The sequence below is a fragment of the Pleomorphomonas carboxyditropha genome (genome assembly GCF_002770725.1).
In the GTDB taxonomy this organism is placed as follows: Bacteria; Pseudomonadota; Alphaproteobacteria; order Rhizobiales; family Pleomorphomonadaceae; genus Pleomorphomonas; species Pleomorphomonas carboxyditropha.
The window spans coordinates 37872-52138 of sequence record NZ_NQVN01000003.1; the positions used below are offsets into that span (position 1 = coordinate 37872).

Genomic DNA, 14267 nt, shown 5'->3' on the forward strand with positions numbered 1-14267 from the left:
GGTCAGCGCCCCACCTGTGCAGATGCCCAGCGCACGATGTCCTGCGCGCCCAAGGCGCCAGCCTGACGCCCGATCTCCCGCCCACCCTGGAACAGGGCGAGCGTCGGAATGCTGCGGATGCCGAACTGCGCGGCCAGGTGGGGTTCTGCCTCGGTATTGACCTTGGCCAGCCTGACCCTGGGTTCGAGCTGGCGCGCCGCTTGCTGGAACTGCGGGGCCATCATCTTGCACGGCCCGCACCAAGGTGCCCAGAAATCGACCAACAGTGGCAGGTCGCTGCGCTCCACGTGGCGCGAGAACGTCGCCGTGGTCAACTCGATGGGCTCGCCCGTGAACAAGGGCTGCTGGCAGCGGCCGCAGTTGGGATGTTCCGATAGCTTCGCAGTCGGTACGCGGTTGATGGACTGGCAATGCGGGCAGACAAGGTGAAGATCATTCTTCATGGTTCGCCTCCTTGGACCACAGTGAGGCTGCCTCGCTTCGGGTCACAGACAATGCCGACCAATCAACGCCTTGGAGCCAATCGTTCCCGTTTTTGCTTACTCCGGCCTCTTCCAGATGAGCAGCGATGAATGCTTCGGCCTGCATGAGCCACCTTCGGACAGCATCTTCCTTACTAGGAATCAGCAGGATTTCAGAGACGCTGCTGGCATTCAGCCCGTCCACACGGATAAGCAGAAAAATGCGCCGCCACAAACGCGGCATGTCCTTCAGCAGGTCGAATGCAAAAGCGAACTCGCTCGACCGATCAATCAGCTCCTCCTGTTCCGCGATCGTTGCGACATCGGGATGCTGACTGCCAGCGAAGATATCGGCCAGCTTGAGTGTGTCATCGGGCTGATAAAATTCGAAGATTTCCTCTTCCACCATGGCCTCGGCGACGTCCTGGGCATCCGGTTCGACCGGCGCGTCCAGAGAAACGAATTCGCCAAATTGCCGGCTGCTTGCCACTTCGTTATCCAGGACGGCGAACAGATGCTTCAAAAGACCGGTGTAAGCCTCTTTTTCCCCCGGCACGGATTGCCATTCCACCTCAGCTCGGACAATCGCTTCATCCACCACGTCGCGCAGCGTCGGATAATCGCGCGGTAAATCGCCGACGGCCCGCAGATAAGCCAGCTCACGCCTTGCGACAGCCTCAAGTTTCGACAGTAGAGGCATTCGGGTCTCTTTGGCCTCATGGGCGGCTGACGCGGGTTTTGCAGCAATTCGCACCTTGAGCTCGCGCAAGCGCTCGCGTCGTGCTTTGCGCTTGATTTGATCCTGAGCATGCAGTCGGTCAAAATGCTTCTTGGCCTGACGGAACAACGACTGTGCGAGCATCTGCGCGAGGGGCGTCAGCTCGTCATGTGATGCAGTAACGCTGACAATCTTTTTGCCGGGCAGGTGCATATAGCCACTGGCCAGAAATTGCCGCTTGATCTTGTCGCGATCAAGGACGATTTGAAGTTGCGCTGAATCTTTAGTGTGTTTGTCGAGCAATGGCTTGAGGGCGTGCTCGATCACATTTCCCAAAGCTCTCTGCCAAGGTTCATGAAACTCTTTGTCGATAGCTCGATAGCTATATTGCATCTGCATGTATGACTCCTTCGATGTCATTTCTATGGAGGTATGAATCGAGGATGCTCATATCCATAGAATTTAGTTTGACCCGCTCTTATCCCTGGCGCGTTTTGCGAAGACGCCAACTCAAGAACAAAAGCGTGACACCATAGACTGCCGCATAGAAGCCCAACAGCCAGCCTGCGGCCAGGAATGACTCGACCGGACGGGAAAAAAATATCCACAAGACGATAGCGCCAAGGACAATCGAGAGCAGTCCACTGAAGGCAAGCCAGATTTCACCCTTGATTTCTTGACGCAGCCGAACGGCGGCGGATATCTCCAGCACACCGGTGAAAATCGCCCAGAACCCCACGCTAGCCCATAAAAAAGAAGCCATGACCATCGTGGCGACCCAAGGAGCAACCAGGACGACGACGCCGGTAAGTATGCCGACAATGCCGCTGAACAGCAGCCAGCCCCAGCGCTCTTTTTTCTGGATATGGCGCACCGCTGCAACCAAGTTGAAAGCGCCATTGACCAAGGAAAATGCGCCGAACACTAAGGTCATGGCCAACAGAGCCGATTGTGGCATCCAGAACGCAAGGGCTGCGAAAATCAATGCCAAGACACCGCGCAACGCAAAAATCCACCAATTTTCGGTCAATGAACACAGTGTTTTGGTGGGCTCATCCGCACTGGAATCGGTGATGGTGTCTGTATTCATGCTATATCTCCTAAAGATCTAATGGGGTGAAAAAGCAAACACTCCTGAGCCAAGAGAGGGGCGCGACGCGCCCCTCTTACGCCCTATCCAGCGGTTTCAGAACAACTTGGACAGCTTTGCCTTGATTTCATCGAGCCAGCCTTTTCCGCCGCCTCCCCCAGCCGTCTTTTGCTTGACTTTCTTGAGTTCAGCATACAGGGGCTCAAAGTCCTTCTTCTTTCCATAGCCCAGCAGTTCTGCCATTTCCAACTGCTGCCGCGCTTCGTTCAATAATGTCTCCAGGCGCTCATTGGACGCTTCGCTCCGCTGACCATCTTCTACCAAGGTCTCGGCGCGCTTCAGGAGCAGCCTGGCGCGCAGGGCGGGCAGCGGATGCACGCTGCGCGTCTCGACCAGCGTGCTGAGCGCTGCCTGCAGCGCGGCTTTGGCTTCTTCAATCTTGCCCTGATCGATCAGCGGCACGACTGACTTCACGGCTGCGGGATAGGACGCCAGAGGGATGTTGGTGACCGCGATCACGATTTCACTGGCCAGCAAAGCCAGCACGTGACGTGCCTGTTGCACCTCGCCATGTTTGAGGGCATCCAGCGCCTCGTCGGTCATCGCCTCAATGGTTTCCGTGTTGGCGAACAAGTCGTGCACGATGGTGCGCACATCAACGGGGGCCAGGGCGAGCGTGGGTTCGCGCGCAACGATCAGCTCCAGCTTTCCCGTCACTTCGGCCAGCGTTGCCAATGCGCGTGCAGCGTCCTTTCCGTCAAGTGCGGCCAGCGCTGATTTGGTCAGCGCCAAGGCCGAGACGGCCTCATCGAGGACTTGTTTACGTTTGTCTGCCGCCTGCGAGTCCGTTTCCTTCTGAACCTCAGGCTGTACCTCCGTGACGACTTCAGCCTTGGCCTCTGGACTGACAGGAAGGCTGCTTACCGCGGCCTGTTCGTTTATTTCTTTGTTCGTCGCATTGGGATTCGATGTTTGCTCATTCATGGTGATATGCCTCGTGTGAGTTAGTGAAAATAGGCGAATCTATTGGGGCTGACTGCGAACATCGCGAGACTGACCGACCGAACAGTCGGCCCCTTCATCACCTCAAAACAGCTTTTGGAGGCGCGTCTTCAACTCGTCGAACCATCCCTTGCCGCTTTTGCCACCAGCCGACTTTTGCTCAATGGACTTCACATGATCGAAGATGGGTTTGAAATCCGCCTTCTTGCCATAACCCAGGATCTGCGCCATCTCGATCTCCGTGCGCACGGACGACAGCAAGGTGCTGAGCTCCTCGTTCTGCTTGGCATCGCGCTTGTCGGTCTCGGCCAGCTTTTCAGCTTTTGCCATCGCGGCTTCAGCCCGTAGCACGGGCAGAGGAAAGGCGACCGAGGTCACCACCAGCGTGTTCAGTGCTCGGGCGAGTTCCGCCTTGGCGTCGTCGATCTTGCCGCTGTCGATGAGCCGTGCGGCCGACTTGATCGCTGCCGGGTACGTTGCCATCGGCAGGTTGTCGGTTTCGATCACGATTTCGCTGGCCAGATTGGCGACGATGGGCCGGGCCTTTTGCAGCTCGCCATCACCCAAGAACTCCCGAGACAACTTGACCGCCTTCTTCACCGATTCCACGTTGGCGTGGATATCGTGGGTGATGACGCGTACATCGACCGGCGCCAAAGCAAGTTTGGCGTCGCGTGCCAATACCAGTTCCAGCTTTCCGCTGGCCAGTTCCAGCGCAGCGAGCGCCTCCTTGGTCTTCTTTGCATCAAGGAGTGTCAAAGCCTCCTGGGTCTTGGTGAGCGCCGTGATGGCGTCCTGAGTGAGCTCAGCACGCTTTTTTTCGGCTTCCCGGGCGGCCTTGTCATCTACCTGTGGCTGCGCCGCCTTGGAAGCGGCAGAGGGTGCTGCAGCACCTGGGCTAGAACCTGCCGCCGATTGGGCCAGAGCCGGTCCGCTCAGTCCGACGACGACCGCCAGGGCTAGTGCGGAGAAGGTTGATTGGGGCTGTTTGATATTCATGATCTTGGGCTCCTAATTAAAGTTAGTTGACTGAGATTTCAATCTGTTTCGGTTTGGCTTGCTCGGCCTTGACAAGCCGCACTCCCAGCGCGCCGTCTTTCATCAGCCGTCACCTTGGTCGGATCAACGTTGTCAGGCAAGACAGAGCTGCGCACAAAGCGGCCATACGCACGTTCGATGCGGTGGAACTTCTTGCACTGCTTCTCTTTTTCCAGTTTGCGCTCGCCGCTGATGGTGAGCACGCCGTTTTCCGCGCTGACGCGCGCGGCATCCTTGGGGACCTCCGGCAGATCCAGCTTGAGGAGGAATGCGTTCTCATCCTCGCTGATGTCCACCATTGGTGCCCAGTCCGCCGTGGTCATGGCTTCGTTGCCGGTACGGGCGCCCTGTCGCTGGGGTATTCGTCCGAACATCGTCGCCAGGCCGTTTTGCAATTCATCCAGTTCCCGGAAGGGGTCCCACGGAGTCAATGCAGACATATCGGTTCTCCTTGAACAATGCCGGCGAATTGGATGACGCACCGAACAGAGCCGCCGGCTTACTCTGAATAGCGCCTACTACTTTTCGTTTCCATCAAGAACAAGTCCTTGGGTCAATTGAAGGATGTCGTTCTCGTCGAGCGTTTCCCGCGCCAGCAGTTCGCGCGCACAACGCTCCAGCACCGCGCGGTTGGTGTCGAGGATCCCGTAGGCGCGCTCGAACACGCCCATCACGATGTCGCGGATGGCCTGATCGATGCGCGCCTGGGTCGATTCGGCCACCCGGCAGCCGCCGTGGGCCAGTTCCGGTGTATCGAGAAAGCGTGGCCGCTGCGCCTCGAAGGCGATGTAGCCCAGTCCTTCGTCCATGCCAAAGCGGGTGATCATGTCGCGGGCAATGTCGGTGGCCCGTGCGAGGTCATCGGCAGCCCCGGTGGACAGCTCGCCGAACACGAGCTTCTCGGCCGCACGACCGCCCAGCAGCACGGCGATCTTGTGTTCCAGATCGGCGCGCGTCATCAGGAAGCGGTCTTCGGTGGGGCGTTGCAGCGTGTAGCCCAGCGCGCCGATGCCGCGCGGGATGATTGAGATCTTGTGCACGGGGTCGGTGCCGGGCAGCGCCAGCGCCACCAGCGCATGGCCCATCTCGTGATAGGCCACGGTTTCCCGCTCCTTGGGATTGAGTACTCGGTTCTTCTTCTCCAGGCCCGCCACGATGCGCTCGATGGCGGCGGTGAAGTCCTGCAACTCCACGGCGGACGCTTTGCGCCGGGTCGCGGCCAGCGCGGCCTCGTTGACCAGGTTCGCGAGGTCTGCACCCGAAAAGCCCGTGGTCAGCGCAGCCACCTGTTCGAGATCGATATCCTGGGCCAGCGTCACCTTCTTGACATGAACCTTCAGGATGTCCAGCCGTCCCTTCTTGTCGGGCCGGTCCACCAGCACCTGACGGTCGAAGCGACCGGCGCGCAGCAGCGCCTGGTCGAGGATTTCGGGGCGGTTGGTGGCGGCGAGGATGATCAGCCCGACCGAGCTGTCGAAGCCGTCCATCTCCGTGAGCAGCTGGTTGAGGGTCTGCTCGCGCTCGTCGTGGCCGCCGATGGGGCCGCCGACGCCGCGCGCGCGGCCCAGCGCATCGAGCTCGTCGATGAAGATGATGGCCGGCGCCTGCCCGCGGGCCTGCTCGAACAGGTCGCGCACGCGCGCTGCACCCACGCCGACGAACATCTCGACAAACTCTGATCCGGAGATGGAGAAGAAGGGCACCGCCGCCTCGCCGGCAACAGCCTTGGCCAGCAATGTCTTGCCGGTGCCCGGTGGGCCGACCAGCAACACGCCCTTGGGAATGCGCGCCCCGAGCCGTCCATACTCCTGCGGATTCTTGAGGAAATCGACGATCTCAACCAACTCCGCCTTGGCCTCATCGACACCCGCGACATCGGCAAAGGTGACGCCGGTGTTCTTCTCCATGAACACCTTGGCGCGGCTCTTGCCGATGCTCAGGAAGCCGCCCATGCCCTGCTTCTCGGCGAAGCGGCGGAACAGGAAGAACCAGACGCCGAAGAAGGCCACCGCCGGCAGAATCCAGGAGAGCACATCACGTAGCCAGGTGCTTTCCACCACCCGCGCGTAAGGCACGTCGTACTTGGACAGCCGCTCGGCCAGGTCGGGTTCGACGCGAGTGGCCACGATGGTGGTCTTGCCCCGGCTGTCCGGCGATTTCAGGCGCCCGGTGACCGTGCGGTCCGACACCAGCACTTCGGCGACGCGCCCCTCGGCCAGCGCCTTCTCGAATTCGCTGTAGGGCACGGGCTCGACGGTCTTGGCCGCCTGCCAGTAGTTCTGCAGCGTCAGCAGCAACAGGCCGGCGACGATCCAGTAGCCAATGTTCCATTGATCTTTCTTTTCCATGGGCAATGTTCCTCGCAAGTCGTGCCGCTAGAGAATGGGGGTGAACAGACGGGCCACCCCGTCGCGCAAGCGGATGGCCAGCGGGCGGGCGCGCAACGCCATGGCCGATATCTCGTTCGATGCATCACGGGCGGCATCAAAAAGGGATTCCAGCCGCGTAGACAGCGCGGTGTCGTACACCTCCACATTGAACTCGAAGTTGAGGCGCAGGCTGCGCGCATCCCAATTGGCCGAACCCAGGCAGCACCACTGGCCGTCTATCAGCATCAGCTTGCTGTGGTCGAACGGGCCCGGCCGTTCGAAGATGCGCATACCGTGCTCCAGCACCTGCCAGTAGTGGGCGCGTGCGGCCCATTGCACCGTGGGATGGTCGCCGTTTGCGGGCGTCAGCACGTCGATACGCACGCCGCGCAACGCGGCCGTGCTTAGCGCCGCGATCATCGGCTGATCGGGCACGAAGTAAGGTGTCCAGATGCGCACCGAATGCTTCGCCGCGCTCAAAGCGCCCATGAAGGTCCAGCGCAGCCGGTCCAGGGCCTCATCGGGACCGGCCTCGATGCCGCGCGCCCAAGAGGTTCCTTGCTCATCAGCCGTTGCGGGCGGTTCGCCCCAGAGACCCTCGTTGAGCCGCTCGCCCGTGGTATCGCACCAATCGTCGGTGAAGCACCGCATCAGATGCGCAACCACCGGCCCGCGCAGACGAAAGTGCAAATCGTGACAGGCCCGGCCCGGCGCATCGGGCCGCCAATACGGGCTGAAGATGTTCATGCCGCCGGTGAAACCCGTCTCGCCATCGATCACCAGCAGCTTGCGGTGATTGCGCAGATGCGCGGCATGCAGGCGCGCGGGAATCAACGTCGGGTTGAACGTCGCCGCCGGAACGCCGGCGCGCTGCAAGGCGCGGTAGGCGCTGCGGGGCGTCCAGCGGGCATACACGTCGTCGATCAGCACCCGCACTTGCACGCCGCGCTCATGAGCCCGGCGCAGCGCATCGACGAACTGCGCCCCGATGCCTTGGCTGTCGAAGATGTACGAGGCCAAGGCGACGCTGTACCGCGCCGATTCGATGGCGGCGAGCATGGCCGGGTAGGCCTGCTCGCCATCGACAAGCGGCTCGATGCGGTTGCCGCTGGTCAGCGACTGGCCGGTGGCGCGTCCCACCAGGTGGGCCAGACCGGCAAGCGGCGGCGATACAGCCTCGGGCATCGTGGGCGAGAGGTCCTGCCGAACAGCAGGATCTGCCCCCGGGAAGAGCCGCCGCGCCCGCCGCTGGTAACGGTTGATGCCGAACAGCCCATACAGCAGCGAACCGCCCAGCGGCAACAAGGCGATCAGCAGTACCCACAGCGTGGCCGATCGAGGGTCACGCTTGTAGATGACCGCGTGCCCCGCTGTGGGGATAGCGACCGCCAGCGACACGAGGGTGGCTGCCCATGTCAGCCCGTTGGGGTCGGACACGACAGCCTCCCCATGACTCAAGATTCGCCGCCCGCTGACTTCTTCTTGCGCGCAGGCTTGCTCGCGTCGCTCGGCGGCGTCTCGGCCGCGTTCGCGGCATCGGGCTTCTCAGGCTCGGCCGGCTTCGCGGGTGGCTCCTGGCGCTCGAAGACCACCCGTTCGGCCTTGTCGTCCCAGCGGGCGCTGGCGTGATCGGCCTTGCCGATACCGCCACCCAGCATCTCGCGCGCCAGTGCCGTCTCCAGCTCGCTGCGGATCAGCCGCTTGAGCTCACGCGCGCCGAACTCGGGCTTGTAGCCTTCCTCCGCGAAGTGATCGATCAAGGTCTGATCGAAGGTCAGCGTCACGCCCTGGCTGGCGGCGTTGCGGGCCACACGATCGAGCTGCAGGCCGACGATATGGCGGATCTCCTCCTTGCCCAGCGCATGGAAGACGATGATCTCGTCGATGCGGTTGAGGAACTCGGGGCGGAAGTGTCCGCGCAGCACGTCCATCACCTCGCCCTTGGTCTTCTCGTATTCCTCGCCGGCGGCGCCACGGGCCTTCAGCCGACGCTGGATGATGTCCGAGCCCAAGTTCGAGGTGGCGATGATGATGGTATTGGTGAAATCCACCACCCGGCCCTTGCCGTCGGTGAGCCGCCCGTCGTCGAACACCTGCAGCAGGATGTTGTAGACGTCGGGGTGAGCCTTCTCGATCTCGTCCAGCAGCAACACGCTGTAGGGTTTGCGCCGCACCTTCTCGGTGAGCTGGCCACCCTCGTCGTAGCCGACGTAACCCGGAGGCGCCCCCACCAGGCGTGCCACGGTATGGCGTTCCCCGTACTCGGACATGTCGATGCGCAGCAGAGCACCTTCATCGCCATAGATGGACTCGGCCAGCGCCTTGGCGAGCTCGGTCTTGCCCACACCCGTCGGCCCGAGGAACAGGAAGGTGGCCACTGGCTTGCCGCCTTCGCGCAGGCCCGCGCGCGCCAGACGCACGGCATCGGCCACCGCGCGCACCGCTTCGTCCTGGCCCACCAGGCGCTCGTGCAGCCGCTGCTCCAGATGCAGCAGCTTCTCGCGTTCTTCCACCGTCAGCTCGTTGACCGGAATGCCGGTCAGGCGCGAGACGATCTGCGCGACATGCTCGGCTTTGACTTCGGCGCTACCCGAGGCGCGCTCGCGTTCCCATTCCTCGACAAGCTTCTTGAGTTCGGCCTCTTTGGTCTCGATGTGCTTGCCCAGCTCGGCGGCCTTGTCGTACTGCTTGCGCGAGGCCACATAGTCCTGCTCACGCCGCAGCTGGTGCAGTTCGGACTCCAGCTCTTGTACGGCCACTGGGCGGGCCGTGGCCGACAGCTTCACACGTGCGGCCGCCTGGTCGAGCAGGTCAATTGCCTTGTCGGGCAGAAAGCGGGCGGTGATGTAGCGGTCGGACAACTCGGCGGCGGCGATGATCGCGTCCTCTGTGATACTGACCTTGTGGTGCGCCTCGAACGTGTCGCGCAGGCCGCGCAGGATCATCATGGTCTGCGCTACCGTCGGCTCGGGCACCATCACCGGCTGGAAGCGACGCTCCAGCGCGGCGTCCTTCTCGATGTACTTCTGATACTCGTTGAGCGTGGTGGCGCCGATCAGGTTCAGCTCGCCGCGCGCCATCATCGGCTTGAACACGTTGGCCACGTCCAGCCCGCCTTCGCCGCCACCCTGGCCGGCACCGACGATGGTGTGCACCTCGTCGATGAAGAGAATCAGCTCACCCTGGTGCTCGGTCACTTCCTTGAGCACCTTCTGCACGCGCTCCTCGAACTCGCCGCGGTACTTGGCGCCTGCCACCATGGCGTTGATGTTGAGTTCGACCAGACGCTTGTCGCGCAGCGTCTCGGGCACTTCGCCGGCGACCATGCGCTGCGCCAGCCCTTCGACGATGGCGGTCTTGCCGACGCCGGGCTCGCCGATCAGCACCGGGTTGTTCTTCTTGCGCCGGGCCAGCACTTCGATGGTCGTCTCGATCTCCTGCGCGCGGCCGATGACCGGATCGAGCTTGCCCTCGCGCGCCATCTTGGTGAGGTCGCGCGAATACTTGTCGAGTTCCGGCGTGTTGGTCGGCGTCTCGGCGCGGCCATCCTCGGCCCCTTTGCCGACCACCTTGCTTACCTGCTGGCGCAGCGCTTGCGGCGTGAGGCCGTAACGGCGCAGCAGGTTGGCCGCCAAACCTTCGCCTTCCTCGGCGAGCCCGATCAGGAAATGCTCCGGCCCGACATAAGAGTGGCCGAGTTCGTTGGAGGCCACGAAAGCACGGCTGAGCGCGTCCTTGACCCGGGGCGACACGCCGATCTCGCCCTCGAACGGCTTATCGCCGCGCTTGGCTTCGGATTCGATCTGGCGCTTGAGGTCATCGACCTTGATCTTGAACTGCCCCAGGATGGTCTTGACCACGTCGCTGTCGGATAGCGCCAGCAGCAGGTGTTCGGTATCGACTTCGGCGCGCCCGAACTCTGCAGCGTGTCGGGCGGCCTCCTGCAATAGGGCCTCGGACTGTTCGCTGATACGGCTGGCGAGCCCACTGCCGCGACGGCGCGCGGTGCCCGTACCGGCCGGGGCGGGTTCGCCGAACGAGGCATCGACGACCTCGTCGGTATCGGCCGCCATGGACGGTGCGTCGTCACCGATGCGGAAGAAGTCGCTGCCAAGGAAGTCTTCGAACAGCCCGCTGCGCGAGCCGAACAAGGCTTCCAGCGGTGAGACGGTGCGCTTTTGCTGGCGCACCAGTTGGCGATAGTGATCGTCACACAACAGCATGGTGCTGTGGCGACCATTGAGATTGGCTTCCACCCGCACCGTGGCGGGCTGGCCGCAGACTTGGCATTGTTTTCTGGCCATGCTGATGCTCCTGTAAAGATTGATCTGACGAGGCACCGCCGATCACGGTGCCTCATCTCTTTGTGGTTTTTGAGAAAAACGCGCTGCCCCGCGTCAGCCGTTGATCGGGATCGAGCGCCCCTGCTTGGGCGTACTGGCCTCGCGCTTTTCCATCGTGATCGTGAGCACGCCGTTCTTGAAAGCGGCCTTGATCGTGTCCTGGTTGGCATCGGCCGGCAGATTCAGAGCGCGCTGAAAGCTGCCGTAGGAGCGCTCCACCCGGTGGAAACCACCGTCTTTGCTTTCCTGCTCCTGACGCTTTTCACCGCGCACCAGCAGCACGTCGTTGTCGAGCGTGATCTGGATGTCTTTTTCCTCGATGCCGGGTACTTCCAGGGCGATCTTGTACTGCTTGTCGGTCTCCTGGATGTCCAGCGCCGGCTTCAGCATGCCCGGCCAGTCCGACGGCCAGCGTGGCATGGCCAGCGTCGGGAAACCGAAGCCTCGAAACGCGTCGTCGAACAGGCGGTCGATCTCGCGATGCAATTGCAGGATGGGACTGACGGGCCCACCCGCCACCGGCAGGTCATTGCGCTGCACCGGCAGCGAGGCAGTGCTCTGTTGTTCTTCCTGCTCCTTTTTGAACCAGTTCCAGGGAGCCAATTTCTTGAAATCAATGTCCATGTCATACCTCCAGAAATCAATTGAAGACTCACTCAATCCGCTTGCCTGCGGCTATGGATAGCGCGCCCAGGCAACACGGGATGTTTCGCTGACTTCGGCTGCTCATCTGTGCGTATCACCTCCTTCTTTCTGCCTGCTTGGATCTGATCATTGATCCATTGATCGATTTCACTTTGACGAAACCGCCACGTCCCGCCGACCTTGAAGGCCGGAATTTCCCCGTGCGCGGCGAGCCGGTAAAGCGTCCGCTTGCCGACCTTTAAGTAGGTAGCCAACTCGTCGAGTGTGAAGATCGCCTGCTGGCGCGCTGTCATACCACCCCCACATGTTCCGTCGTCACGCGGCCTCGCTCGAGGAAGTTCTTGCAAGACTTTGCAAGATAGTGCGCCTAAAATGCCGAAAGTCAAGAGTCAACATCCAGCGATCTGCTGGCCGATCGATGTGAATCAATCGTAAGCAGCGAGGAAACAAATGTTGGCTGCCGCCGCGATGGTGCTCCCCAAGTCGTCAATCTGTAGCCATGTGAAGGGGAAGTCCATGAACGAGATTGCCCGAGTCGGGGTGGATCTGGCCAAGCGGGTTATCTAGGTGCATGCGGTGGATGCGCGCGTGGTGGTTGCCAAGGCGCTGGCCGCTGACAAGTTTGCGGCCTGGTGCGTGGAGCTGCCTCCCGGCTGCCTGGTGGCCCTGGAGGCCTGCGGCGGTGCGCATCACTGGGCACGCAAGCTGCGCGGCTATGGGCTGGATGCGCGGCTGATTGCAGGCCACTTCGTCACGCGCTACCGCATGGCCGGCAAGGGACGCAAGAACGGTGCGGCCGATGCCGCAGCGATCTGCGAGGCGGCAACCCGCCCGCACATGCGCTTCGTGCCGGTGAAGCCGCCGGCGCAGACGCTGCTGACCACCCATCAGCTGCGCAAACCTCCCGATTCACTCACGCAGCTGATTCCTGCTTGCCTAGGGACGACCGTGTAAGCGGCAGATGGTCGGAGTCCTTTGCGACCAGCACCTACGTGAGCAGCCCGGAGGTGGGGATGCCCTTGGCGATGATCTCCGCCGGGACTGGCGCCTGGGTCAGCGTTCGGCACCTGTGCGCAGGTCCACTTGCCGCGGATGTGGCACTCTACCGTGAATACGCCCGGTGTGTTGTCCAGCTTCTCGCTGATGCGCTTGAGCGCACAGCCGCACGCGCAGCGAGTGTTCTCGGGCTCGTGGTGGCAGTCCACGCGCGGCAGGTCCGCCGGCAAGGCGGTGCGCTTAGGCATCGCGCCAGGCGTAGCCGGCGGCTTCTTCTTGCCCAGCAGTTCCTGGAGCTGCGCCTCAGCCGCGGCAAGGTCGGCGTCCAGAGCCTCGTCGAACAGCGCGCGTTGTTCGGCATCGAGCTGCTCGCTCTTCTTGCCGAACTTCAGGCGTCGCAGCTGGGCGATCTCGAACGAGAGCTTCGCCGTAGGCGCTGACATGGGCGAAAAGCATCCGAGCATCACCCCCCAGGATGGCTCTCATCTCGATACAGAGGTGAATCCTCCGCACTATTCGGCTCCCTACGATGATATGGACTGATCACATCGGTAGGGAGAAAGCATGAACTTACGCCATCTTCGCTGCTTCATCGCCGTAGCCGAGGAACTGCACTTCGGCCGGGCTGCTCGACGGCTGCACATCGAACAGTCTCCACTGTCGCGCACGATCCGCCAGATGGAGGCGGATTTAGGGGTGCCGCTGCTCAACCGCTTGCCACGCAGTGTTCGTCTCACACCGGCGGGACAGGTCTTCCTCGAAGAAGCCCGGCGCGTACTGCTGGCCTTCGAGCAAGCGCAGACCAAGGCACGCGCCGCAGCGAACCAGCGGAACACGCTGCGCATCGCACTATCTGGTGACATGGGGCAGGCCCGCTTGTCGGCGTTGCTTGCGCTTTGCCGCGAGGAGGCACCACAGGTCGGCATTCGGATATTTGAAACGCCACTGGCGCAGTTGGTGACTGGACTGCGCAACGACTTGTATGACGCAGGTTTTGCATTGGCTGGTGAAATGGACGCCGGCATCGTCGCCATGCCGGTGTGGCGAGACCCGCTGGTGGTGGCTTTGCCCGCCAGGCATCCGCTGCTGGCTTTCAAGGAAGTGCCGCTGGAGGAAGTGGCGAGCTATCCGCTGGTGCTGTGCGATCCCCAGGTCTGCGAAGGTTGCAGCCGGCAGCGCGAACGGCTGCTCCGCACGGTGGATGCGCAGCCGACGGTAGCCGAGTACGTCAAGACCCATTCCCTGATGCTGGCCCTCGTGGCCGCCGGCTACGGCGTGGGCTTTTCGAGCGCGGCGCATCTGGCGGGTTGCCATCAGGCCGATGTCGTCGTGCGGCCGCTGGCCGACGAGACCGCTTCGCTGACGACCTATCTACTGCGACCCGAAGGCGAAATCATGGAGCCGCTGCGGCAGTTCATCGACCGCGTGGAGCGTGTCGGACGCCCGCAAGGCACCGATCAACGCCCGATGTGACGCGGGGATTTTGGACGGTACGATTCCCTTTCGGTCTGGACCTTGACCCGCATTGCATCGGCGGCCGACCTTTTGCGTCACGGGCATGGATGGCGAATCGGGCCTATCCACCCGGCATCAAGCAAGGCACCT

The 14267-nt window shown here is 62.2% G+C and carries 11 protein-coding genes and 3 pseudogenes; 2 read left to right on the forward strand and 12 right to left on the reverse strand.

The features are described 5' to 3' along the window. Positions 1–2: 2 nt before the first annotated feature. The 11 genes and pseudogenes from trx-GI to mads1 all read right to left on the reverse strand — a co-directional run bounded on the left by trx-GI (position 3) and on the right by mads1 (position 11959). Positions 3–443, reverse strand: a complete 441-nt coding sequence (gene trx-GI / locus CJ014_RS07285; protein WP_012761376.1) for a heat resistance system thioredoxin Trx-GI — start codon at positions 441–443, stop codon at positions 3–5. Then, a complete protein-coding gene (locus tag CJ014_RS07290) occupies positions 433–1578 on the reverse strand; it encodes an RNA polymerase sigma factor (protein WP_020306402.1) in 1146 nt (381 codons plus the stop codon). The genes trx-GI and CJ014_RS07290 overlap by 11 nt, the downstream gene beginning before the upstream one ends. Before the next feature lie 79 nt (positions 1579–1657). Continuing rightward, complete coding sequence (hdeD-GI, locus tag CJ014_RS07295) at positions 1658–2269, reverse strand: heat resistance membrane protein HdeD-GI (protein WP_003285392.1); 612 nt, start codon at positions 2267–2269, stop codon at positions 1658–1660. A gap of 96 nt (positions 2270–2365) precedes the next feature. Beyond that, positions 2366–3253: a heat resistance protein YfdX2 gene (yfdX2, locus tag CJ014_RS07300; protein WP_038625722.1), complete on the reverse strand. Its 888-nt coding sequence runs from the start codon at positions 3251–3253 to the stop codon at positions 2366–2368. Positions 3254–3355: 102 nt separating this feature from the next. After that, positions 3356–4270, reverse strand: a complete 915-nt coding sequence (gene yfdX1 / locus CJ014_RS07305) for a heat resistance protein YfdX1 (RefSeq protein ID WP_016446194.1) — start codon at positions 4268–4270, stop codon at positions 3356–3358. A gap of 22 nt (positions 4271–4292) precedes the next feature. Further along, positions 4293–4749 (reverse strand): annotated as a pseudogene (gene hsp20-GI, locus CJ014_RS07310) (small heat shock protein sHSP20-GI). Positions 4750–4827: 78 nt separating this feature from the next. Then, positions 4828–6657 carry an ATP-dependent zinc metalloprotease FtsH gene (ftsH, locus tag CJ014_RS07315; protein WP_020306398.1) on the reverse strand — a complete coding sequence of 610 codons (1830 nt, stop codon included), beginning with the start codon at positions 6655–6657 and terminating at the stop codon, positions 4828–4830. 27 nt (positions 6658–6684) lie between these two features. Then, positions 6685–8115, reverse strand: coding sequence for a cardiolipin synthase (gene cls, locus CJ014_RS07320; protein WP_016451635.1), 1431 nt, complete (start codon positions 8113–8115; stop codon positions 6685–6687). Between the two features lie 17 nt (positions 8116–8132). Beyond that, positions 8133–10982 carry a heat shock survival AAA family ATPase ClpK gene (gene clpK, locus CJ014_RS07325; RefSeq protein WP_016451636.1) on the reverse strand — a complete coding sequence of 950 codons (2850 nt, stop codon included), beginning with the start codon at positions 10980–10982 and terminating at the stop codon, positions 8133–8135. 93 nt (positions 10983–11075) lie between these two features. Further along, positions 11076–11645: an Hsp20/alpha crystallin family protein gene (locus CJ014_RS07330; RefSeq protein WP_016451637.1), complete on the reverse strand. Its 570-nt coding sequence runs from the start codon at positions 11643–11645 to the stop codon at positions 11076–11078. 32 nt (positions 11646–11677) lie between these two features. After that, positions 11678–11959 carry a methylation-associated defense system helix-turn-helix domain-containing protein MAD1 gene (mads1, locus tag CJ014_RS07335; RefSeq protein WP_003454941.1) on the reverse strand — a complete coding sequence of 94 codons (282 nt, stop codon included), beginning with the start codon at positions 11957–11959 and terminating at the stop codon, positions 11678–11680. 415 nt (positions 11960–12374) lie between these two features. Here mads1 and CJ014_RS28370 point away from each other — a divergent pair. Continuing rightward, positions 12375–12536, forward strand: a pseudogene (locus CJ014_RS28370) (IS110 family transposase); the annotation flags it as partial. A gap of 121 nt (positions 12537–12657) precedes the next feature. Here CJ014_RS28370 and CJ014_RS28145 read toward each other — a convergent pair. Next, a pseudogene (locus tag CJ014_RS28145) lies at positions 12658–13087 on the reverse strand (transposase domain-containing protein); the annotation flags it as partial. Between the two features lie 139 nt (positions 13088–13226). Between CJ014_RS28145 and CJ014_RS07350 the strand changes: the two are divergent. Further along, the gene (locus CJ014_RS07350) at positions 13227–14135 is read left to right on the forward strand and encodes a LysR family transcriptional regulator (RefSeq protein ID WP_012761385.1); all 909 of its coding nucleotides are present in this window, start codon (positions 13227–13229) and stop codon (positions 14133–14135) included. Positions 14136–14267 lie beyond the last annotated feature (132 nt).

Excerpts from the sequence above, each read along its gene's own strand:
- trx-GI (WP_012761376.1), bottom strand. The coding sequence starts at position 443 with ATGAAGAATGATCTTCACCTTGTCTGCCCGCATTGCCAGTCCATCAAC.
- CJ014_RS07290 (WP_020306402.1), bottom strand. The coding sequence starts at position 1,578 with ATGCAGATGCAATATAGCTATCGAGCTATCGACAAAGAGTTTCATGAA.
- hdeD-GI (WP_003285392.1), bottom strand. The coding sequence starts at position 2,269 with ATGAATACAGACACCATCACCGATTCCAGTGCGGATGAGCCCACCAAA.
- yfdX2 (WP_038625722.1), bottom strand. The coding sequence starts at position 3,253 with ATGAATGAGCAAACATCGAATCCCAATGCGACGAACAAAGAAATAAAC.
- yfdX1 (WP_016446194.1), bottom strand. The coding sequence starts at position 4,270 with ATGAATATCAAACAGCCCCAATCAACCTTCTCCGCACTAGCCCTGGCG.
- ftsH (WP_020306398.1), bottom strand. The coding sequence starts at position 6,657 with ATGGAAAAGAAAGATCAATGGAACATTGGCTACTGGATCGTCGCCGGC.
- clpK (WP_016451636.1), bottom strand. The coding sequence starts at position 10,982 with ATGGCCAGAAAACAATGCCAAGTCTGCGGCCAGCCCGCCACGGTGCGG.
- CJ014_RS07330 (WP_016451637.1), bottom strand. The coding sequence starts at position 11,645 with ATGGACATTGATTTCAAGAAATTGGCTCCCTGGAACTGGTTCAAAAAG.
- mads1 (WP_003454941.1), bottom strand. The coding sequence starts at position 11,959 with ATGACAGCGCGCCAGCAGGCGATCTTCACACTCGACGAGTTGGCTACC.
- CJ014_RS07350 (WP_012761385.1), top strand. The coding sequence starts at position 13,227 with ATGAACTTACGCCATCTTCGCTGCTTCATCGCCGTAGCCGAGGAACTG.